At 47.5% G+C, this 19,418-nt stretch carries 23 protein-coding genes and 1 riboswitch; of the genes, 21 read left to right on the top strand and 2 right to left on the bottom strand.

Annotated elements, in window-relative coordinates:
* Nucleotides 1-226: 226 nt before the first annotated feature.
* From ACXAJH_RS04220 to ACXAJH_RS04205, 4 genes are all read left to right on the top strand, one after another.
* Complete coding sequence (locus ACXAJH_RS04220) at nt 227-571, top strand: MerR family transcriptional regulator (RefSeq protein WP_474993157.1); 345 nt, start codon at nt 227-229, stop codon at nt 569-571.
* Complete coding sequence (locus ACXAJH_RS04215) at nt 568-1,032, top strand: SRPBCC family protein (protein ID WP_474968824.1); 465 nt, start codon at nt 568-570, stop codon at nt 1,030-1,032. Before ACXAJH_RS04220 ends, ACXAJH_RS04215 begins: the two co-directional genes overlap by 4 nt.
* A 150-nt stretch (nt 1,033-1,182) precedes the next feature.
* Nucleotides 1,183-1,383: a hypothetical protein gene (locus ACXAJH_RS04210; protein ID WP_474993156.1), complete on the top strand. Its 201-nt coding sequence runs from the start codon at nt 1,183-1,185 to the stop codon at nt 1,381-1,383.
* Nucleotides 1,364-1,651 carry an effector binding domain-containing protein gene (locus ACXAJH_RS04205; RefSeq protein ID WP_474993155.1) on the top strand — a complete coding sequence of 96 codons (288 nt, stop codon included), beginning with the start codon at nt 1,364-1,366 and terminating at the stop codon, nt 1,649-1,651. Before ACXAJH_RS04210 ends, ACXAJH_RS04205 begins: the two co-directional genes overlap by 20 nt.
* Before the next feature lie 287 nt (nt 1,652-1,938).
* Here ACXAJH_RS04205 and guaC read toward each other — a convergent pair whose 3' ends face one another.
* Entirely contained in the window at nt 1,939-2,922 is a 984-nt protein-coding gene (gene guaC / locus ACXAJH_RS04200; protein ID WP_474993154.1) for a GMP reductase, read from the bottom strand.
* Between the two features lie 239 nt (nt 2,923-3,161).
* Here guaC and ACXAJH_RS04195 point away from each other — a divergent pair, with 239 nt between their 5' ends.
* Nucleotides 3,162-4,607, top strand: coding sequence for an MDR family MFS transporter (locus tag ACXAJH_RS04195; protein ID WP_474993152.1), 1,446 nt, complete (start codon nt 3,162-3,164; stop codon nt 4,605-4,607).
* Between the two features lie 33 nt (nt 4,608-4,640).
* On the opposite strand, the gene ACXAJH_RS04190 is transcribed toward ACXAJH_RS04195, so the two are convergent.
* Nucleotides 4,641-5,282 (bottom strand): FusB/FusC family EF-G-binding protein, encoded by a 642-nt coding sequence (locus ACXAJH_RS04190; protein WP_474993151.1) that lies wholly within the window; start codon nt 5,280-5,282, stop codon nt 4,641-4,643.
* 179 nt (nt 5,283-5,461) lie between these two features.
* On the opposite strand from ACXAJH_RS04190, the gene ACXAJH_RS04185 reads away from it, so the two are divergent.
* From ACXAJH_RS04185 to ACXAJH_RS04110, 16 genes are all read left to right on the top strand, one after another.
* Entirely contained in the window at nt 5,462-6,136 is a 675-nt protein-coding gene (locus ACXAJH_RS04185) for a DUF421 domain-containing protein (protein WP_474968818.1), read from the top strand.
* A 198-nt stretch (nt 6,137-6,334) separates the two neighbouring features.
* Nucleotides 6,335-7,246, top strand: coding sequence for a DUF6612 family protein (locus ACXAJH_RS04180; protein ID WP_474993150.1), 912 nt, complete (start codon nt 6,335-6,337; stop codon nt 7,244-7,246).
* A gap of 66 nt (nt 7,247-7,312) precedes the next feature.
* Entirely contained in the window at nt 7,313-7,960 is a 648-nt protein-coding gene (locus ACXAJH_RS04175; RefSeq protein ID WP_474993149.1) for a class D sortase, read from the top strand.
* A gap of 105 nt (nt 7,961-8,065) precedes the next feature.
* Nucleotides 8,066-8,256, top strand: a riboswitch (cobalamin riboswitch).
* A gap of 127 nt (nt 8,257-8,383) precedes the next feature.
* Nucleotides 8,384-9,379 (top strand): ABC transporter substrate-binding protein, encoded by a 996-nt coding sequence (locus tag ACXAJH_RS04170; protein ID WP_474993148.1) that lies wholly within the window; start codon nt 8,384-8,386, stop codon nt 9,377-9,379.
* Nucleotides 9,342-10,406, top strand: coding sequence for a FecCD family ABC transporter permease (locus tag ACXAJH_RS04165; protein WP_474993147.1), 1,065 nt, complete (start codon nt 9,342-9,344; stop codon nt 10,404-10,406). The genes ACXAJH_RS04170 and ACXAJH_RS04165 overlap by 38 nt, the downstream gene beginning before the upstream one ends.
* Nucleotides 10,403-11,872, top strand: a complete 1,470-nt coding sequence (locus ACXAJH_RS04160; protein ID WP_474993145.1) for an adenosylcobinamide amidohydrolase — start codon at nt 10,403-10,405, stop codon at nt 11,870-11,872. Before ACXAJH_RS04165 ends, ACXAJH_RS04160 begins: the two co-directional genes overlap by 4 nt.
* Nucleotides 11,872-12,840, top strand: a complete 969-nt coding sequence (gene cbiB / locus ACXAJH_RS04155; protein WP_474970406.1) for an adenosylcobinamide-phosphate synthase CbiB — start codon at nt 11,872-11,874, stop codon at nt 12,838-12,840. Before ACXAJH_RS04160 ends, cbiB begins: the two co-directional genes overlap by 1 nt.
* A complete protein-coding gene (cobD, locus tag ACXAJH_RS04150) occupies nt 12,806-13,891 on the top strand; it encodes a threonine-phosphate decarboxylase CobD (RefSeq protein WP_474993144.1) in 1,086 nt (361 codons plus the stop codon). Before cbiB ends, cobD begins: the two co-directional genes overlap by 35 nt.
* Entirely contained in the window at nt 13,879-14,415 is a 537-nt protein-coding gene (locus ACXAJH_RS04145) for a bifunctional adenosylcobinamide kinase/adenosylcobinamide-phosphate guanylyltransferase (protein WP_474968811.1), read from the top strand. Before cobD ends, ACXAJH_RS04145 begins: the two co-directional genes overlap by 13 nt.
* On the top strand, nt 14,412-15,878 hold the full coding sequence (locus ACXAJH_RS04140; protein WP_474993143.1) for a cobyric acid synthase: 1,467 nt from the start codon (nt 14,412-14,414) through the stop codon (nt 15,876-15,878). The genes ACXAJH_RS04145 and ACXAJH_RS04140 overlap by 4 nt, the downstream gene beginning before the upstream one ends.
* Nucleotides 15,875-16,669: an adenosylcobinamide-GDP ribazoletransferase gene (locus ACXAJH_RS04135; protein WP_474968809.1), complete on the top strand. Its 795-nt coding sequence runs from the start codon at nt 15,875-15,877 to the stop codon at nt 16,667-16,669. Before ACXAJH_RS04140 ends, ACXAJH_RS04135 begins: the two co-directional genes overlap by 4 nt.
* Nucleotides 16,627-17,259: a histidine phosphatase family protein gene (locus ACXAJH_RS04130; protein ID WP_474968808.1), complete on the top strand. Its 633-nt coding sequence runs from the start codon at nt 16,627-16,629 to the stop codon at nt 17,257-17,259. The genes ACXAJH_RS04135 and ACXAJH_RS04130 overlap by 43 nt, the downstream gene beginning before the upstream one ends.
* Nucleotides 17,196-17,588 carry a bifunctional adenosylcobinamide kinase/adenosylcobinamide-phosphate guanylyltransferase gene (locus ACXAJH_RS04125; RefSeq protein ID WP_474968807.1) on the top strand — a complete coding sequence of 131 codons (393 nt, stop codon included), beginning with the start codon at nt 17,196-17,198 and terminating at the stop codon, nt 17,586-17,588. The genes ACXAJH_RS04130 and ACXAJH_RS04125 overlap by 64 nt, the downstream gene beginning before the upstream one ends.
* Nucleotides 17,589-17,603: 15 nt before the next feature.
* Complete coding sequence (locus ACXAJH_RS04120; RefSeq protein WP_474968806.1) at nt 17,604-18,194, top strand: cob(I)yrinic acid a,c-diamide adenosyltransferase; 591 nt, start codon at nt 17,604-17,606, stop codon at nt 18,192-18,194.
* Nucleotides 18,191-18,676: an ECF transporter S component gene (locus ACXAJH_RS04115; RefSeq protein WP_474993141.1), complete on the top strand. Its 486-nt coding sequence runs from the start codon at nt 18,191-18,193 to the stop codon at nt 18,674-18,676. Before ACXAJH_RS04120 ends, ACXAJH_RS04115 begins: the two co-directional genes overlap by 4 nt.
* Nucleotides 18,666-19,382, top strand: coding sequence for an ATPase (locus ACXAJH_RS04110; protein ID WP_474993139.1), 717 nt, complete (start codon nt 18,666-18,668; stop codon nt 19,380-19,382). The genes ACXAJH_RS04115 and ACXAJH_RS04110 overlap by 11 nt, the downstream gene beginning before the upstream one ends.
* Nucleotides 19,383-19,418: the final 36 nt, after the last annotated feature.

The raw sequence follows: 19,418 nt of genomic DNA, 5'->3' as shown, positions 1-19,418 counted from the left end.
TTCTTACTTCGCATAATAGGGTTGAAGTCCACACTTCAGACAATATCTTTCAACGTTAAACATGAAACAAAAACTACCCGGACTTTTATCCTGCCTGGTGCAGCGTGAAAGATTCGTAATGATAGAGGAAATAAGGTCAATGGGAGGGGATTTTTTTTTCATTTGGAAAGATTCCTTGACTATGGTGTGTACCCCACGGTTTATAATAAGTGCAGGAGGGTGTGTCATGTATAAAAGAAGTGAATTCTCAAACATTACCGGCCTCAGCAAGGAAACACTCCGGTATTATGCAGAGGTGGGCCTGTTGGAACCGGCTTTTATTCATCCCGAAAACAAGTACAGGTACTATGATGACGGCAGCTATTTTCTCGCTCTTCTGCTTGGTAAACTGCGGAGGTTCGGTTTTTCCATACAGGAAATGAAAACGGTCATGGACGATGACTCCTTTACCAGTCTGGAAAAATTGTTAGCCGAAAAGAAAAGCAAAATGGAACAAGAGGCAGAAGATATTCAAGAAAGAATTAAGGAACTGGATGATTTTATCCAATCTGGTAAGGAGGAGAACGAATGATAGAATGGGAAAAAGAAAAAATGATCGGCGCTTCACTTGAGGATGTGTGGGATCTTTTCAAAGATAAAAACATTAAGCGGATCATGCCTAAGGTGGAAGAGCATAAGCTGATCGAAAAAACAGAAACGGAAGCTGGTGCGAAACATCTTCAGACTTACAGAGAAGGGAAGCGTCTCGAAACCTATACTGTAAATACGCTTGTGTATGAAGACAAACCGGCATTTAAACATAAGAAAATCGCTTTTGTGATCGGCAGAGCGTTTGAAGTAACGGCGTCCTTCCGATTGGAAAAAGTAGATAATTCAACAACAAGGTTGATATACTCCGGGTCCAATCGTGGGACCAACTTTGTCGGCCGTGCCATGATGAAGCTGGCGAATAAAAAAGGGAATGATACAGTCGTCCAGGAGTTTGTCGACCGTGTAGAAGAGCAGGCGGCACTGTCCAGCGAAACAAGGTAACGGAATAGATGGATGCTTATTATTGGAAGACCTGATTATTTATATGGGCTGGTTTGGAAAGGGGAAAAAGAGGCACATACGTAGTAGAGAAAACAGATTGAACCTCTGGCATAACTGATAAATCTTGTTTTACGGGAAAGGAGTGAGTCTATGGAAATCATTACGCTTCCGGAATGGAAGACCGCCTGCCGGAGATGGGAAGGGAGTTACACAGAGCTTTCGGATCTGAAAGGGTTTATAGAGGGTGTAATGGCGGAAATGATCGCAAGAGCTGACCTTGAGCATCTATCTGAACAATGGGGGGGTTCTTATCATACGAGGGATGATGGATTTGTCCACTATTCAGGTTGACGAGTCGGTGGAAATTCCCTCGACGATGAATCTTCAAACGATTCCAGAACAAACCTATCTGCACGTGCAGCATTTGAAAGGAAAAAGTGTTGCAGATACCTATACAGCTGTCTATCAATGGTTTAAGAATACGGGGAGACAACCTCATCGTGAACCTGGTGTGGAGTATGATGATCTGCCAATCAAGTTCGAGAAGTACCCGGTGCCAAGGGAAATGGATCATCATGATTTTGATATATACATCCCACTTCTGCAGCGAGATTATTGATACGGATGGAAAAGAAGAAGACCGTCCCGGCTTTAGAAACATCATGTAGAGGTGGCTGTAAGTCATCTTGATTGCAAAGGCCCGCATATGGGAAGAAGCCTGTCGGTAGCACGGCCTCCGTTAACTTTTTCCGGTAGAGATTCCTGACCAAGCAGATCTTCGGATGATCGTGCTTCTGCAGGCATACTTAACGGGCTTTTCATAAGATCGGGAATCCATTGTACAAAAAAAGCTGCCGGAAACGTTACCGACAGCCTGACCGGCCGTAGAAGCGGCCGGTTTTCTTTTTAATAAACTTTGTCTCCATTGAAGATGGAGTTTTTTACAATGACATAGTCCACGTGTCGAATGCCATCAAGGTCGGTACCGCCTGCATAACTGATGGCGGACTGAAGATCCTGTTCCATCTCTGTAAGGGTATCTTTCAAATGTCCTTTGTATTCTACGAACATCTTCTTGCCCTCGACGTTTTTCTTTTCCCCTTTTTGATATTCAGAAGCAGAGCCAAAATATTCTTTGTAGAGTTTCCCATCTTTTTCAACGGTTTCTCCCGGGGATTCTTCGTGACCGGCAAAGAGGGAGCCGATCATTACCATGGAGGCGCCAAAACGGATGGATTTTGCGATATCTCCATGGGTGCGGATTCCGCCGTCGGCAATAACAGGTTTACTGGCTGCCTTTGCACACCAGCGTAAAGCTGCCAGCTGCCACCCACCCGTACCGAAACCGGTTTTGACTTTGGTAATACATACTTTTCCTGGTCCGATTCCTACTTTAGTGGCATCGGCTCCGGCATTTTCAAGTTCCCTGACGGCTTCTGGAGTACCGACATTTCCAGCAATGACGAACGTGGAAGGAAGGTGGGCTTTGATGTGCTGAATCATGTGAATGACAGCGCTGGAATGTCCGTGGGCGATGTCGATCGTAATATAATCCGGAGTCAGATGGCGCGCAGCCAATGATTCGATAAATTCATATTCGTCTTCCTTCACACCAACACTAATGGAAGAAATTAAACCTCTTTCCTTCATGGTTTCAATAAAACGGGTGCGTGTTTCAGGCTGGAAGCGGTGCATGATATAGAAATATCCATGTTCAGCAAGCTTTGTTGCTGTTTCATCATCAATAATGGTCTGCATGTTGGCGGGAACCACAGGCAGCTTGAACGTATGATCTCCAAATTGAACAGCGGTGTTGCATTCAGAACGACTATTTACGACACATTTTGCGGGAATTAATTGAACATCTTCATAATCAAATACATTTTCCATCAAAATCACTCCTGAAACACGAATATTTTAGTAATAATTAAAATTATTGTTCGTACAATAGTAATTTACATCATTGTGAGCTTTCTGTCAAAGAAAGATTGATTTCTTTTCTTTATAAGGAAGTCTTTGTAAAAGCAGGTGTAAATGATCGTAAAGAAAAGCAAAACCCTTGCAAAAGTGGATCATTTTATAGAACATAGGGGAGGATTGTACTTTGACAGAGAAGATGGAGGTTCAAAATGGAGACGACGCAGAATAGAAAAATTATATTGGCCACGTTTATGATCGGGGCGTTTTTTGCCATTCTCAACGAGACGCTTTTGAACATAGCATTAACAGAACTTATGGATGTTTTCGGCTTAAGTGCTCCGACGGTCCAGTGGATGGCCACGGGCTTCATGTTGGTGATGGGGGTCTTGATGCCGATATCCGCCCTCTTAATTCAATGGTTTACGACGAGACAGATGTTTATCGGAGTTATGACGATCTTCTTAATAGGAACGACAATTGCCGCGTCCGCATTGAACTTTCCGATGCTTTTAACCGGGCGTATGATTCAGGCGGTGGGAACGGGATTGTTAATTCCTGTCATTATGAATGCCCTTCTTTTGCTGTATGAGCCTGCGGTCAGAGGAAGGATTATGGGAACATTCGGACTCGTCATCATGTTCGCTCCAGCGATCGGCCCGACATTATCCGGGGTCATTGTTGATTTCCTGGGGTGGCGCTGGTTGTTTATTACCGTCATTCCATTTGCTTTGTTTTCCATCATTTTCGCATGGAAATTCCTTGAGAATGTCGGTGAGATCACACGACCGAAGGCGGATGCACTTTCGATTGTCCTTTCTTCTATAGGAATCGGCGGAATCGTCTATGGCTTCAGCAGTGCAGGGGAAACGGAAGCAGGATTCGCCTCACCCTCGATCATTGTGATCCTGGCTGCTGCAGTTATCAGCATGGTCTGGTTTGTTTTCCGCCAGCTCCGTTTGGATGAGCCGCTTCTTGATGTACGGGTTTTTCAATACCCGAGCTATGCCAGAGGCATCTCTATTTTTGTTATTGTCATTATGGCGATGTTCGCTTCCGAAATCGTCATGCCGATGTATCTCCAGGGTCCCCTTGGATATTCCGCCAAAATCGCCGGACTGCTTTTACTTCCCGGCGCCCTGCTTAATGGGTTGATGTCACCGGTCATGGGGACGTTATTTGACAAAGTCGGCCCACGGAAGCTGATTATTCCCGGGACGATTATCCTGACAGGGGTGATGTTCTTCTTCAGCCAAATCACACCCTCCATCCCGACGTGGAGTTTTGTTCTTGCTTATATCCTGCTGATGTTGTCGATTTCAGCCATTATGATGCCATCCCAGACCAATGCGCTGAATGAGCTGCCGAAGCACTTGTATCCTCATGGAACAGCGATAGCCAATACGCTGCAGCCGATCGGAGGGGCGCTTGGAGTATCCATTTTTGTCAGCATTATGAGCCAGGGGCAGAGAAATTATCTCGATGGAGAACAGGCACAGGAGGGAAGTGCCCTAATGACCGAAGCCATGACAGCCGGCGTTCATCAAGCTTACTGGTTTGCGCTTGCCCTGGGAGTTATCACTGTGGTCATTGCCTTGACGATTAAGCGGGCGGTTTCTCCCGATTACGACAAAGAAACTGAACAGAAACAAGCATAAAAAAAGCCCATCCGGATTCCGGATGGGCTTTTTTTATAGGTTCATCATACGCTTGATGAACGACTCCAGAGGTTTCCTGGACTTTATATTTTCGTTGCATTTCCTGCTGTCATAGCAGATATAATTCCCACGGGTTACGCTTTCTTCAGCATCTTTTCCTTTGCTGGTGACCGTAAACAGGCCGACACGCTCCTGTTCATGGCAGAGCGTGCATATGTTCTTCTGCCTGGATGGCAGGTAGTGTCCGTAAAGACCGGTATACCGGTCGTCGACTTTCGTGATGATATATTTACGATTGGCTGCAGGGTCATTCCACCCCATATAGGACATTTCAGCCCAGTCCATTTCATCGAATTCCGGAACCTGAAGTTTTTTTACTTTAGGAAACAGGAGGCTGATTTCTGCGTCGGTCAGCTTCGGGAAAGGAATCACATAATGCTTCAGTCTGGAAAAATAAAAAATGGCATCTGTTTCTTCCTGCACCTGTTCAATCTGACGGATCAATTCGTGCTGTCCTTCCGTTAACGCTTCAAAAACATCGAGGGCTTTTTCGGAAGAAAGAGAGGTAAGTGCCTGAGTGACCGATGAATCATTGGTCGTCCGGTGGCCGTTCAGCAGATTCTGGGTTTCATTCTTTATATAATGGTATTGATCGGAGCGGATAAATGCATCCATGTTTATACCTCCGTTTCTAGTAGGTGTGGTCTTATTATTTCAGAGCCGTTTCATTTCATCAACTTAAAGGCTTATTATTCACACAGGAACCCTCCAAATATAAAATTCGGTGGCTTTTTCATAATCCCTGATGAAATATGGAACGCTAGGGTTAAGGAAAAAAGTAAGGAGGGTGCCTGATGAATACGGTTATGTATCTTGGAAGCGGAATCGTTTTATTTTTTGTATTATATATACTGGCCCGGACACTTGGAAAGAAATTGACATCCCAGATGACGCTTTTCGATTTTATTGCAGGTATAACCCTGGGAAGTATGACAGCGACGACGTTTCTGTCCCCAAGTGTGTCCCTTCCGCGTGGCATCCTTGCCCTCGCTTTATTTTCCGGACTGGTTTTTCTTATCGACCATTTGACGTTGAAAAGTCTTTGGATCCGCCGGATTTTCAATAGTGAAGCAGCCATACTCATGAAAGATGGACAGATTCAGATGGAAGAAATGAAAAAAGTACGTTTTACAGTGGATGAACTTATTGCCGAGTTAAGAAAAAAAGGTGTCTTCAGTTTCAGCCACGTGGAAGCAGCTGTACTCGAAACCGACGGGACTGTCAGTGTATTAAGGAAAGCGGAGGCTTCTCCGGTCACTCCTGCCCATATGAACCTTTTAACTCAAACCACCTCTTCTCCCTACCTGGTGATCATAGATGGAGAAGTTGTCAAGAAACAACTCCAGCAGAGCGGTTTCAGCGAACAATGGCTTCAGGAGCAGGTGAAAACGGAGGGGTTTGTTTCTTTTAAGGAAATTTCAGCCTGCCAAATCCATCAGGATGGATCTCTGTACCTTTCGGGAAAGTAACCGGCGTTCCTAACGACTATAGACTCAATCCTTCGACAACATCTGGAATAAAAATGCAGAAAATGAGGATTTTATGTTTAAAAGTGAGAGGGGTGGGTTATTAACCTGTAGGTGGAAAATAGTGGGTTGGGTCAGCTTTTGGATCATACATACATAGGAAACTCACCGTAGAAGCCAATATGAAACGGGAGTGTTTGGATGAAGAAAAAGTTTTTGAGTACGATGATGGCTGGTGCTGTTCTGTTTGCGTTACCTCTTCAAGCCGCTGCGGCTGATAGGAGTGCGGAAGACATCTTGAAAAAATCGAACGAAGCGATGATGGATCTGGACAGCTATACGATCCATACGTCTTCTGAACAGACAGTACCGGGGATGGAAGGCGGAGAAAACTCCGAAGTGACATCTGAATCAAAGGCGGATGTCATGCTTGATCCTCTTACAATGCATATGATGACGACCATTGCCGGTCAGGAAACGGAATCATATTTGACGGAGGATGGGTATTACGTTCAGGTGCCTGAGGAAGGCTGGGTGAAAATGTCCGGAGATCTTGGAAATCTTCAAAAATCCATGATGGCAGAAGGGCAGATGTCCCAAGCGATGCCGCTTGCCTCAGACATGACCGTCAGTGAGGAAGATGACGCTTATGTACTGACCTATGAAGGTGACGGCGAAAAACTATTGAAAATGTCCACGCAAATGCTTCAATCTTCCGGCAGTCAGCAGGATTCGGAGCAGTCTGCTGAAATGCAGAAGATGATGGAGCAGTTGATGGAGAAAGTTGAAATTGAAGATTTCTCTTATCAAGTAACCATTGATAAAGAAAACCATTATATGACAGGTATGATGATGGACATGAAAATGATGTTTGAGGACAGCGGTGAATCTGTAACTATCAGTCAGACTTCTGATGTCACTCTTTCCAACTTCAATGGGGTAGGCTCTATTGAAATTCCTCAGGAAGTCCTGGATGCCCAGACACTCGAAGAGGCTGCCGGCGGTGAGCTTCCAGACACGTCTTCCAATGAACCGGTATACGCATTAGCAGGTGCACTTGCTGCCGCTGCTGCCGGAGTCGTCCTTTTGTACAGAAGAAAAGAGACAGCATAAGAAGGAGATAGAGAAGCCGCACAGCGGCTTCTCCCTTTCTTTATTAATGAAAAAGGAGGTTTTTTCGTGAATAAATTTCTTATTGGGATCATAACCATCGGGCTTTCCATCTCTCTGTTTTATGGACTTCAATGGTGGAATGCTGCCGGTGCAGTAGAGAAGGTCTCCCAAGAAGAAATCAGTACATGGGAGGAAGCTTCCACGGAAATAAATGAAATGGCGGTCTTGGATGGCCCTGATCGTAAAACGGCAGGGAAAGAGAAGGTGTACAGTGAGCAAGTATCTACATATGAAAAAGGAGAAGAGATGGGAAGGCTGATCATCCCGATGCTTAACAAAGGATACACCACTTACTGGGGCGCGGATGAGGATTCACTGAAACGGGGCGTCGGCATGTATGTGAGTGAGTGGACCACCACTCCTGATGAAAAAGGGCATACCGTGTTAAGCGGGCACCGGGAGACGGTTTTTACGAACCTGGGCGATATCAAACAAGGAGATTCCCTTTTTTATGAGTATGAACAAAAGCGTTATGAATACAAAGTAGAGAAGACCTGGGTTACCGACGCAGACGACCGCTCTGTCATTGTGGATAAGAAGGAGCCGACATTGACACTGACTACCTGTTACCCGTTTAATTTTGTTGGAGACGCGCCTGAAAGGTATATCATTCAAGCTTCTTTGGTCCACGTTAGTGAAATGGACGGATCATGACAAGAGGATGGACAGCTTTGACAGGCAGGTTGGATTAAATAAAGTCCGGCGGAAAAAAAGAAAATGGGAGCAATTTAGTCAAATTTCGTTTACAATAGAAATGAACTACATATTGGAAAAGCAGGCGCAATTGACCGACTCAATTGCTTAATAGGGAAGCTGGTGAAATTCCAGCACGGTCCCGCCACTGTAACAGAGAGAGACCCGCAGATGATCCACTGTACGCAAAAACGTATGGGAAGGAGCGGGGCTTGTTGACCTGAAGTCAGGAGACCTGCCTGCTTTAAACACCAAAAAAACCTACGCGGATAGGAGGGTGTGTCGAAAGATTAGAAGGGACCCGTCTGCGGTGTTTTCTAATGGTGCACATCTTTTCCGGGGATGTGTTTTTTTGTGTTCCAAGGAATAAGGGGAGGAATAAAGATGGAACATTTATGGAGAAAGCTGCTGGCTGTGTTATTTGTCATCGGTCTACTGGCAGGATGTGCTTCAGGTGGGAATGAGAGTGCAGAGTCTTCCGAGGACCAGTCCGACCAAACGACAGAAGAAAATGAAACGTCCGGAGAAGAGGGTTCTTATCCATTGACCTTAACGGATGCTATGGATAATGAAGTAACCATCGAAGAAGAACCGGATAATATTATCAGTACAATTCCAAGCAATGGGGAAATCCTGTTTGCACTTGGCTTGAACGAGGAAGTGGTCGGGGTTAGTGATTTCGCCAATTACCCGGAAGAAGCTGCCGAAAAAGAAAAGATCGGAGGACAGGATTTGAATGTAGAGAAAATCCTTTCACTTGAGCCGGATGTAGTCCTTGCTCATGCTTCCGGAGCGCATACTTCCCAAGAAGCCCTTCAGCAGATTCGTGATGCAGGGATTTCCGTTTATGTCGTTAAGGATGCTTCTTCGTTCGATACGGTCTATGAAACGATTGCCACGATTGGAGATATTACCGGAACAAGCGAAAAAGCTTCAGAGATCGTCTCTGGTATGCAGGAAGACTTGAAAGCGGTTGAAGAAAAGGCGGCTGCGATTGCTGAGGAAGACAAAAAAGATGTATTTGTGGAAGTGTCACCGGAACCTGAAATCTACACAGGTGGACAAGGCACATTTTTGAATGAAATGCTGGCTGCTATTCAGGCGGAAAACGTTGTCGGGGATCAGGAAGGCTGGTTCAAAATGAACAATGAAGCAATTGTTGAACTGCAGCCGGACGTCATCATTACGACGTATGGCTATTACACAGAAGATCCTCAAGGCAGTGTGTTAAGCCGGGATGGCTGGGACACCGTACCTGCTGTAGAGGAAGAACAAGTCTATGATGTTCATTCCGATCTTGTCACACGTCCGGGTCCACGTTTAGTTGAAGGGGTTCAGGAACTTGCAGAAGCCGTTTATCCAGACGTTTTTAGCGAATAAGACGACACATTATATTGGCAGTGTCTTGTTTTTAGTGTTCAGCATTTTTCTCGGGGCTTCCCTTGGCAGTGTCCCGATTTCCTTCGAAGCTATTGCCCGCATCATCGGCGGGCAGCTGCTTCCATTTTTGCCTGTGTCTGAAGGGACAGATCCTACTCTGCAGGCAATTATTCTGCAGATCCGGCTGCCGAGGGTCGTTCTTGCAGGATTGGTAGGCGGCGCACTGGCTGTATCAGGGGCCGCTTTTCAAGGTCTGCTTAAAAACCCGCTCGCGGATCCCTATACACTCGGCGTGTCTTCAGGGGCGTCGGTGGGAGCGGTTGCGGTTTTGTTCCTGGGCATAAGTCTTCCTTTTGCCGGTTCTTTTACGCTTCCAGTCGTAAGTATTACGGCAGCGATCTGCACGATTTTTATCGTCGTAGGTTTTGCCAGGCTTGTAGACCGATCGATGTCCATGACGACGATCATCTTAACTGGGATTATCTTCAGCTCATTCCTCGGATCATTCATCTCCCTTATGATTTCTTTGACAGGAGAGGAGCTGCGGCAGATCATCAACTGGCTGCTTGGTAGTGTCGGTAACCGTGGCTGGGATTATGTCCATTTGATGCTTCCTTTCTTTGTTGGTGGAGTCCTATTGCTCATATTTACAGGACAGGAACTGAATGCGATGACCTTTGGTGAGGAGCGGGCCAGGCAGCTCGGGGTTCATGTGGAGAGTCAAAAATACGTGGTCCTGTCTGCGGCCTCTATCTTGACTGGTGCGGCTGTTGCCGTATCCGGGACCATCGGATTTGTCGGACTGGTTATCCCTCACATATGCAGGAAGTTGTTTGGTAGTGATCACCGGCATCTAATACCACTGTGTGTCTTGAATGGAAGTGCATTTCTAATTCTCGCTGATTTACTGGCCAGAACAATCGTCACCCCATCCGAGCTTCCTATAGGTGTGGTCACCGCTCTGATCGGGGCACCGATGTTTGCTGCCATACTAATCCGAAGAAGAAAAGGAGGTAGAAGTTCATGATTGACGTGCAACATCTCTATGCCGGTTACGACCATGACATTCTTCATGATCTGTCCTTTTCTATACTTAAGGGTGAAATGTTTGGTATCCTCGGTCCGAACGGCAGTGGAAAGACGACGTTACTTAAAGCGATAAACGGGACGCTGCCGGGAGTCAGGGGGGACGTTGCCATTCAGGGCCGTCCGATCAGCCGTATGACAGCGAAAGAAACAGCGAAGGAAATGGCAGTCCTTCCCCAGCATCATGATGTGTCCTTTTCCACAACAGTGGAGCAGACTGTGTTGATAGGCCGCTACCCTTATCAAAAAGGACTTTTCAAACAGTGGACAAGAGAGGATTATCAGATTGCAGAAGAAGTGATGGAACAAACCGGGGTGACACAGTTCAGGCATCAGTCGCTGTTATCCCTTAGTGGAGGGGAGCGTCAGCGTGTTTTCCTGGCCCAGGCGCTGGCTCAAAAACCTCGCATTCTTCTATTGGATGAACCGACGAACCACCTGGATTTCAGTTATCAGAAGCAGATGCTTGACGCATTAAAACAGTGGTCCTTGAAAAACGGACTGACGGTCGTCGCGATCTTTCATGACTTGAATTTGGCAAGCCTGTACTGCGACCGTCTCCTGCTGTTGGATCAAGGAAGGGTGAAGGCGCTGCAAGAACCGGAAGTGGTGCTGAATGAACAGCACCTGTCAGCCGTCTACCGATCGGATATCCATGTCCATGCTCACCCCTCCTTTTCGAAGCCGTTTACAAATGTCGTCCCCTCTTTTAACGAAGATAAACCGAAATCCATCCTGTCACCAGATCAGTTGGACGTTTCAAAGGAGCGGGTCTATTACAAAAGTCGTCAACCTTTGAAGTGTTATTCGTCGGCTGTTCTTCATCCCGGCTTCGGCTGGTTTGAAGAATTTATCAATGTCCAGGTAGACCATTCTTTTCGGTGTGATGATCCAGCGGGCTATTTGAGGACAGAAGCGGAGCGATGGGGCTGTCAGATCCACAGGACTGTGGGCATGATGACAGCGGCGGACGTCGAGGATCTTTCGACCGAGTTTGTTGAAAATGAAGATTTTACGCTGCTCGTCGTCGTCACAGCAGGAACTGGGAACGCTGTGGATGTCGTCCACGGCAGCAGTCACCTACAAGAAACTGTGCCTGGGACGATCAATACCTGGGTGTTCATAGACGGACATTTATCTGAACAGGCCTATGCTCAAAGCCTGATGACCGCAACAGAGGCTAAGGTGAGGGCTCTGATGGATATGGCTATTAACGATCCTGTAACGGGTACGGCGGCAACAGGCACCTCTACAGATAGTGTTTTAATCGCAGGCACACAGCAGGGAGCGATGCTGGAATATGGAGGAACGATTTCTTCATTAGGCAGGGCGGTCGGTCCAGCTGTATACAAAGCGACGAAGGAAGCGGCTGCCCGATACCTCAATCGAAAAGAAGTTGGGTTTTGATTTCCCATCTGCTTGCCCTCACATTAGGATGCCTTCTGGATTTCTTTTTTGGAGATCCCACAAAGATGCCTCATCCTGTTACAGGGATGGGAAAGGTTATTGCGGTTTTGGAGAAGTCCTGGAACAAGGGCCGGTATCAGGTTTGGAGAGGAGCGCTTCTTTGGATTGTCGTTACAGGTTCCGCTTTTCTGACTGCATGGGGGATGGCAGCCGCTGCCGCTTTATGGAGCCATTCCGCGTCCGTCATTGTAGAAGGGCTTCTCATATGGACGACGATTGCAGGAAAAGGGCTGAAAGAAGCCGCTCTTAACGTCTATCTTCCTTTGAGGGAAGGGGATTGGGAGACTGCACGTCGGGAGCTTGGGTGGATTGTCGGCCGGGATACGGGCCATCTTGAAGAGAGGGAGCTTGTCCGTGGTACGGTCGAAACGGTGGCGGAAAATGTAAGTGACGGTGTTACGGCACCCCTATTTTACGCTTTGATCGGTGGGGCACCACTCGCTGTGTTGTATCGGGCGGTGAATACGTGTGATTCAATGGTCGGCTACAAAACAGAGCGATACAAAGCCTTCGGGTATGTATCAGCGAAAATGGATGATTTATTTAACTACATCCCAAGCCGGCTGACGGCTTGCGTGACGCTCATCGTTTCCAATGGAACAGCCCGTGAAAAGCGGTGGAGGTTCCATCACCTGTCTTCTCAGGCCTCGCATCATCCAAGTCCGAACAGTGGCTGGGGGGAAGCCGCCGCCGCTTTATCGCTTGGCGTACGTTTAGGTGGAGAAAATACGTATTTCGGGGAAAAGTCATTCCGCCCGTATATTGGTTTTCCTCATCATGAATTGACAGACATACATATCAAGCAGGTCAATGTACTGTTAACACGGACGGTGGCAGCATGGATTGTCCTGCTCTGGTTAGGGGGGATTGGGTTTGAACTGGCCGTCTCATGGTGCAAATCCTTATAAACTTTATCAAATGCAGGGGAAAATACCGAAAGAAACGATTACGGATTTCAGCGTGAATACAAATCCATACGGGTCTCCGGCCGGGTTGAAGGATCATATGGCACACCATCTGGATTTGATCCATGAATACCCCGATCCTGAGCAAAAGCGGCTTACAGAACGAATTGCTTTGATGCAGGATCTGCCGGAAGAAAAGGTACTCGTCGGCAACGGAGCTTCTGAACTTATTCATATGATTGCCCGATTTTGGCAGGGCAGGCGGGTGGGGATTATTCAACCAACCTTTTCCGAATACGAAAAAGCGTGTGAAGCGTATGGTTGTGACATCGTCAACTTTTATGTATCGGAAGAGAGGAACTTTCATCTCTTTATTCCAGATATTCTTCCACACCTCCCGAGCCTGGATCTATTCATACTTTGTCATCCCAACAATCCGACAGGTAGAACCTATCAGCCTGATGTATTGTATGGGTTGTTAAAACTCTGTGAATTCAACGACGTTCAGGTCGTGATTGATGAGGCTTTTTATGATTTTGTTTCAGGAGAGCCTTTCTTCTCACCTGACTTGTTTGAATTTCCGAATGTTCTTCTTCTTCGCTCCCTCACAAAAATGTACAGCATACCCGGACTCCGCCTCGGTTATGTAATGGGAGAGGCAAAGGTGGTTGAAGCACTGAAGCGCCTGCAGCCGGAGTGGAGTGTCAACGCACTTGCTGAGGAAGCGGGCATGTATTGTTTGAATCAGCAAGGATTCGCCCGGCAGACAGCTGCTGATCTTTCCAGGGAGAAAGCTTTCCTCTTTTTACAATTGAAGAGGCTGGGCTACACTCCTTTATCCACGGAAACGAACTTCTTTCTCATGAGAGACCCTTTCCACAGCCAGGCCGATGACATGATCTGTTTTCTCCTGCAGGAAGGCGTGACTGTCCGGCATTCGAATAACTTCAAGGGGTTGAACGGAGCCTTTGTCCGTGTGGCCGTGAAACAGCGGGCGGATAATGACCTGCTTCTCAAAGCTCTGGAAAAATGGAGAAGTGTATGCTTACAGTAGTGATAGGCGGTGTCAGGAGTGGCAAAAGCAGCATGGCGGAGAGGAAAGCTGAGGGTACAGGAGAAGAAACCCTTCATTATATTGCTGCAGGGGTTAACACAGATGAAGAAATGCAGCACCGGATTGATCATCATCAAAAGGCCAGGGAAAATTCGTTATCTACATGGGTTCTTCATGAGTATCCAGTCCAACCATCGGAAGCTTCTTTTCCCGATGGCAGCGTTGTCATCCTGGACTGTTTAACGACCTGGGCGACGAATGAATGGGTGAAGATGGACGGGGATACCTGTGTGGATGACCTTGTGGCCGCGATCCTGGGTGAAATCATTCATTTAAATGAACGGGCAGGTCATCTGATCGTTGTTTCCAATGATCTATTTTCGGATGCTTCCGATCATCCGCCTGTGATTGAAGAATATTTACAACTGCTGGGAACCCTCCATGTAAAACTGGTTGATATGGCCGAGCTTGTCTATCATATGCAGTTCGGCCACGCCCGGCTTAAAAAGGGGCAACAGCTATGAAGGGACTAATGATACAAGGAACAGCTTCCAATGTAGGAAAGAGTTTCATTGTAACCGCAATCTGCCGGTGGCTCTCCAATCAGGGATATCGAGTGGCGCCGTTTAAGTCGCAGAACATGTCGAATAATTCCTATGTAACCAATTGGGGAACAGAGATCGGCAGGGCCCAGGGAGTCCAGGCAGAGGCGTGCAGGACACCGGCCCTTCCGGAAATGAATCCAATCCTTTTAAAACCGAGAAACGATCAGGATGCGGAAGTCATCTGTCTTGGAAAGTCTATGAAGACATTCTCAGGGAGTAATTACCGGGCTGCCTTTTATGAAGAAGGGCTTCAAGCTATCAAGCAGAGCCTTGACAAACTGAATAACTCTTTTGACTATATCGTTATTGAAGGAGCCGGAAGTCCTGTTGAAGTGAATTTAAATGACCGGGAGCTTGTGAATATGGCTGTCGCCGACCTTGCTGACGTTCCGGTCCTGCTGACAGCGGATATCGACAGGGGCGGGGTTTTTGCATCCATCGTCGGTACGCTGGAACTGCTTCCCCCGCATCACAGGGATAGGGTCAAAGGGATCCTCATCAATAAATTCCGTGGGGATCCTGCCTTGTTCGAAGGTGGGCGGAAGTGGCTCGAAACCTATACGGGGCTCCCTATCCTCGGGGTTCTTCCGCATGTCGAACATCATATTGAAGCGGAGGATTCCTTATCATTACGTCCCCCTAAGGCGTCCACAGGTACCAAGTCTCTGGATCTTGCCGTCATCGTTTTTCCCTACGTTTCCAATTTTACAGATGTCGATCCGTTCTATAGGGAAAAGGATGTCAGTATCCGCTATGTGTACAGTAAGGAAGAATTCGGATGTCCAGATGCTGTCCTTCTTCCGGGGACAAGAAGTACGATCGAAGACCTGAAAGCGGTGCAAAACAAAGGTCTGGCCGAAGCTTTGACCTCTTATATACACCGGGGAGGGACAGCGGCAGGGATATGCGGAGGCTATCAAATGCTTACCCGCCAGCTGACAGACCAACACGGTTCCCATGAAGGACTGTCCATCCTGCCAATGAGGTCGGTGTTTAATACCGACAAGCAGACGAGGCAGGTCCGGGGAGAAGTGCACGCTTCCAGTGGTTTCGGACCCCAGTCTATTGAAGGGTATGAAATTCACCTCGGAGAAGTCACCGCTGAAGACGAAGTTCCAGCTTTGTTCACATTTAACAGCCGTGATGAAGGTGCAGTCTGGAATGATGGCAGAGTAATAGGCACCCATCTGCATCATGTGTTCCATAATGATGGCTTTCGAACAGACTGGTTGAACAGGCTCCGTAAAGAAAAGAATCTTCCGGTCCTTCCTGAAGCAGATCAGGAAGAAGACCCTTATGACAAAGCAGCGGATGAATTAGCTGCAGAAGTGGATACCGATGCGCTCCTGCGCTTATTAAATGGGGAGGAGCTTGTACCATGAAGGCATGGATTCAAGGATTTCTTCTGGCCTTTCAATTCTTCTCCATTTTACCTGTCCGTCGTGAGCTGCCGATGGAGGGAAGGCAGTTGAGGGGAGCCATGGTGAGTCTGCCCTGGGTCGGGCTTGCCGCCGGAGGATGCGCATTGGGGGTTTCCTTTCTGCTGGATGTGTATACGCCTATGTCTAATGAAGGGATCGCGCTCGCAGCTTTGATTATCAGCGGTGTGTTCACTGGAGGCATTCATCTGGATGGGTGGATGGATACAGGAGATGCTTTCTTCTCCTACCAATCCATCGATAAACGGTTGGAGATCATGAGTGATCCACGCACGGGGGCTTTCGGCGTCCTCTCCGTTCTCCTTCTCCTTTCCGTCCGCTTCCTGTTTTTAATGGAAACCCTGCATGTATCCTTTGCTGCATTTGCTTTCGGCCTCCTTGTCCTTCCATGGATCAGCAGAAGTATCCTTCTTTATCATTTTGCCTGGACACCTCCTGCCAAGCAGGAGGGGCTGTGTGTGCTTTTTCAGTCAGCTTATGAAAAAAAACTATGGATCATCAGTCTTTTGCAGAACCTTATCTGGGTGGCCATATTCATTGCTGGATATCATCTGTTCTGGATTCCGGCCGTCCTCTCGTTTTCAGCAGCTTTTTTGATGTATTGGCTTTTCCGGAATCGATCTATCCGTTCGTTCGGGGGAATGACGGGCGATGTATTAGGTGCAACGGTGGAAGGAGGGGAAACACTGTTATGGATCGTATGGTGGATCTCTATTTTATCCGTCATGGATTAACCGAAGGAAACAAGCAGAGACAATATATCGGCTGGAGTGATGTTCCGCTTCTTGAAGAAGGGAAAACAAGCGTTCAAATGTTCAAGGATCAGCTCCCTGATATGGGATTGGTTTTCAGCAGTGATCTGCTTCGCTGCGTGGAAACGACGGAGCTGTTGTTCCCCGGCTGTCGATACGGAAGAAGTTCTTCTCTCAGGGAAATCCATTTCGGTGACTGGGAAACCTGCACGTATGAGGATTTAAGGGATAATGACCTCTATAGGGCGTGGGTGTCCCGGCCGGACCGGTTTACACCACCGAGAGGGGAATCATATCCGCATTTCCAACAGAGAGTAAATCGGTTTTTGCTGTATCTGCTAAGAGTGGTCGAGAAACAGCAGGTCCAATCCGCTGTGGTCGTTACCCACGGAGGTCCATTAAGGGAAATGGTCAGCTGGGTGACAGGAACACCTCTTTGGACCTATCCAGTCCACCCTGGAGAAGGTCTCAAAATTAAGCTTCAGCAAAAAGGGGAAGGGGGGATATCATGGAATTTGTTACAGGTGGATCCTATAACGGAAAAGGAAAATGGGCCCGGGATATGTGGCTGAACCATCATGAGGAGCACACGTGGATGGACTTGAAATCCCAGGAGGTGCACATCCCGGACACAGATCAGCTCGTTCTTGAAAACATTGAATTTATGGCCAGGGAGACGGAAGAAGGTTGGTCCTGGCTGGAACCTTTGTTGTCATGGGAGAACGAGGCCCCTCAGCGCCGTCTGCTTCTGATAGGTACGGATATTACCAGAGGGATTGTTCCATTGGAAAAGTCGGACAGAGAGTGGCGCGACCGGACAGGTTTCTTATATCAAAGGATCATGGAAGAGGCAGCCCATGCTTATGTGGTGTGGTTCGGCATTGCAGAACAATTGAAATAAACAGGAGGTTATCAAATGAGACTTTATACAAAATCTGGTGATAAAGGCCAGACGAGTGTTATCGGAGGACGGGTGGACAAGGATGATATCCGTGTAGAAGCCTATGGTACGGTTGATGAAGCCAACAGCTTTGTCGGAAAAGCAAGAACAGAATTGGATTTGTCGATCGATTCACTTCAGCAGGTGGATCAGGAACTGGAACGGATCCAGCATGAATTGTTTGACTGTGGAGGTGATCTGGCCAATAAAAAAGCGGATCATCCCTATAAATTGGAAGAGAAAAGTGTGAACTGGCTCGAAGACCGGATGGATGAGTATATTGCAGAAACGCCAGAGCTCAAACGGTTTATCCTGCCTGGAGGGGCACCGGCTGCCGGCACGCTGCATATCGCACGGACAGTTACGAGGAGAGCGGAAAGAAACGTCGTTTCCCTTGCGAAAGTCGAGGACATTCATGACGTGTGCCTGCGATACTTGAACCGGTTATCCGACTACTTTTTTGCGGTCAGCCGGTACATCAATTTCGTCAGTGGGGAGAAGGATGTAGAGTATATCCGCAGTGCGGAAGTGTTCAAAGGCCGTCCGCGAAAGTCTAAAGATACGTGAAGAAATTCGTGTGGACCGCGATGTTCACTTCCATGGCCGCTGTAGGCGGCTTGTTGAAAATCCCCGTCGGCATTGGAAGTATCGCGCTTGATGCTGTGCCGGCGCTTCTTGCCTCTATTTTTCTTGGACCGGTCAGTGGAGCGGTGACCGGTGGTCTCGGCCATCTTCTTTCCGCATTCACCGGCGGTTTTCCACTCGGTCCTTTTCATCTGTTTATTTCGGTGGAAATGGCCCTGCTTCTTTTGCTGTTTCCCTTTATTTACAATAAGAGCAGATGGACGGGATATTTGTTTTTCATCACCTTCAACAGCCTTGTTTTACCACTCCCATTTTTATGGATGATGAGCTCTGTGTTTTACTGGACCCTTGTCCCGGCTCTCACAGCAGGCGCTTGCATCAATGTCATCTTGTTCTGCTTTGTATTACAGAAAATAAAACCGGTACTTATGGGGGCGAAGGAGGAGAAAGTCAGTGCGGGATAGTACGTTTATTCCTTTTGATAAACAGTTCGATCTAGTAATCAGTTCTGATAACGCGGCGAATATCGGCGAAAAGGATGCCGATTACATTCAAGCTCCTTATCCACTTGTGGCGGAATCTATGTTCAGGGTGGCCTTTATGGAAAATTACGCAGTAGGAGCTGAGCTATTATCCATCCTGCTGCACAACTTTTCAGGAGAAGATGTGTGGCAGCCGTGCGTGGATCGGATCAACGAATTGGCTGAAGGTCTCGGTCTTTCTGTTTCCGTGACTGGGAGCACCGAATCCAATTTCCCCCTGCAGCAGTCTGCGCTCAGCCTTACTGTCATAGGGAAAGTAAGCCCGTCAAATGTAAAGACAGGGTGTACACCGGAATGGGCAGCTTTTGCTGTCATCGGTGAGCCGCTGGTCGGGCAGGAAGTGATGGAGAAGGAGGACCGGATGGCGCCGTTGTCGTTATTTAAAGAGCTCGCTGATCATCCGTCCGTTTTTGAAATGCTGCCTGTCGGCTCCAAAGGAATTCTTTACGAGCTGCAGGAAATGTTGAAGGCGAATGATTTAGCAGCAGCTTTTCCTGAACATTGTTCATTGGATATAAAGAAATCCGCCGGCCCTTCCACCTGTTTTATCATCAGCTATAAAAAAGAAGAGGAGGCAGCGATCCGTAAAGCAGCAGGGGCGTTGTTCCACCCTCTTCTCCCACGTTAAAAAACCCCCGTCGGCTGGATCAGCCGCGGGGGGTCT

It is taken from the genome of Halobacillus sp. ABD4_316 (genome assembly GCF_056161385.1).
Note: the sequence above shows the minus strand (reverse complement) of the source record. Positions and strands in the feature narration are given on the sequence as shown.

What these genes read in the sequence shown, in the direction of transcription:
- ACXAJH_RS04180 (WP_474993150.1), top strand. Translation starts at nt 6,335, where the DNA reads ATGAAGAAAAAGTTTTTGAGTACGATGATGGCTGGTGCTGTTCTGTTT.
- ACXAJH_RS04220 (WP_474993157.1), top strand. Translation starts at nt 227, where the DNA reads ATGTATAAAAGAAGTGAATTCTCAAACATTACCGGCCTCAGCAAGGAA.
- ACXAJH_RS04195 (WP_474993152.1), top strand. Translation starts at nt 3,162, where the DNA reads ATGGAGACGACGCAGAATAGAAAAATTATATTGGCCACGTTTATGATC.
- ACXAJH_RS04140 (WP_474993143.1), top strand. Translation starts at nt 14,412, where the DNA reads ATGAAGGGACTAATGATACAAGGAACAGCTTCCAATGTAGGAAAGAGT.
- ACXAJH_RS04190 (WP_474993151.1), bottom strand. Translation starts at nt 5,282, where the DNA reads ATGGATGCATTTATCCGCTCCGATCAATACCATTATATAAAGAATGAA.
- ACXAJH_RS04185 (WP_474968818.1), top strand. Translation starts at nt 5,462, where the DNA reads ATGAATACGGTTATGTATCTTGGAAGCGGAATCGTTTTATTTTTTGTA.
- ACXAJH_RS04130 (WP_474968808.1), top strand. Translation starts at nt 16,627, where the DNA reads ATGGATCGTATGGTGGATCTCTATTTTATCCGTCATGGATTAACCGAA.
- ACXAJH_RS04135 (WP_474968809.1), top strand. Translation starts at nt 15,875, where the DNA reads ATGAAGGCATGGATTCAAGGATTTCTTCTGGCCTTTCAATTCTTCTCC.
- ACXAJH_RS04170 (WP_474993148.1), top strand. Translation starts at nt 8,384, where the DNA reads ATGGAACATTTATGGAGAAAGCTGCTGGCTGTGTTATTTGTCATCGGT.
- ACXAJH_RS04125 (WP_474968807.1), top strand. Translation starts at nt 17,196, where the DNA reads ATGGAATTTGTTACAGGTGGATCCTATAACGGAAAAGGAAAATGGGCC.
- ACXAJH_RS04120 (WP_474968806.1), top strand. Translation starts at nt 17,604, where the DNA reads ATGAGACTTTATACAAAATCTGGTGATAAAGGCCAGACGAGTGTTATC.
- ACXAJH_RS04145 (WP_474968811.1), top strand. Translation starts at nt 13,879, where the DNA reads ATGCTTACAGTAGTGATAGGCGGTGTCAGGAGTGGCAAAAGCAGCATG.
- ACXAJH_RS04160 (WP_474993145.1), top strand. Translation starts at nt 10,403, where the DNA reads ATGATTGACGTGCAACATCTCTATGCCGGTTACGACCATGACATTCTT.
- guaC (WP_474993154.1), bottom strand. Translation starts at nt 2,922, where the DNA reads ATGGAAAATGTATTTGATTATGAAGATGTTCAATTAATTCCCGCAAAA.
- ACXAJH_RS04215 (WP_474968824.1), top strand. Translation starts at nt 568, where the DNA reads ATGATAGAATGGGAAAAAGAAAAAATGATCGGCGCTTCACTTGAGGAT.
- ACXAJH_RS04210 (WP_474993156.1), top strand. Translation starts at nt 1,183, where the DNA reads ATGGAAATCATTACGCTTCCGGAATGGAAGACCGCCTGCCGGAGATGG.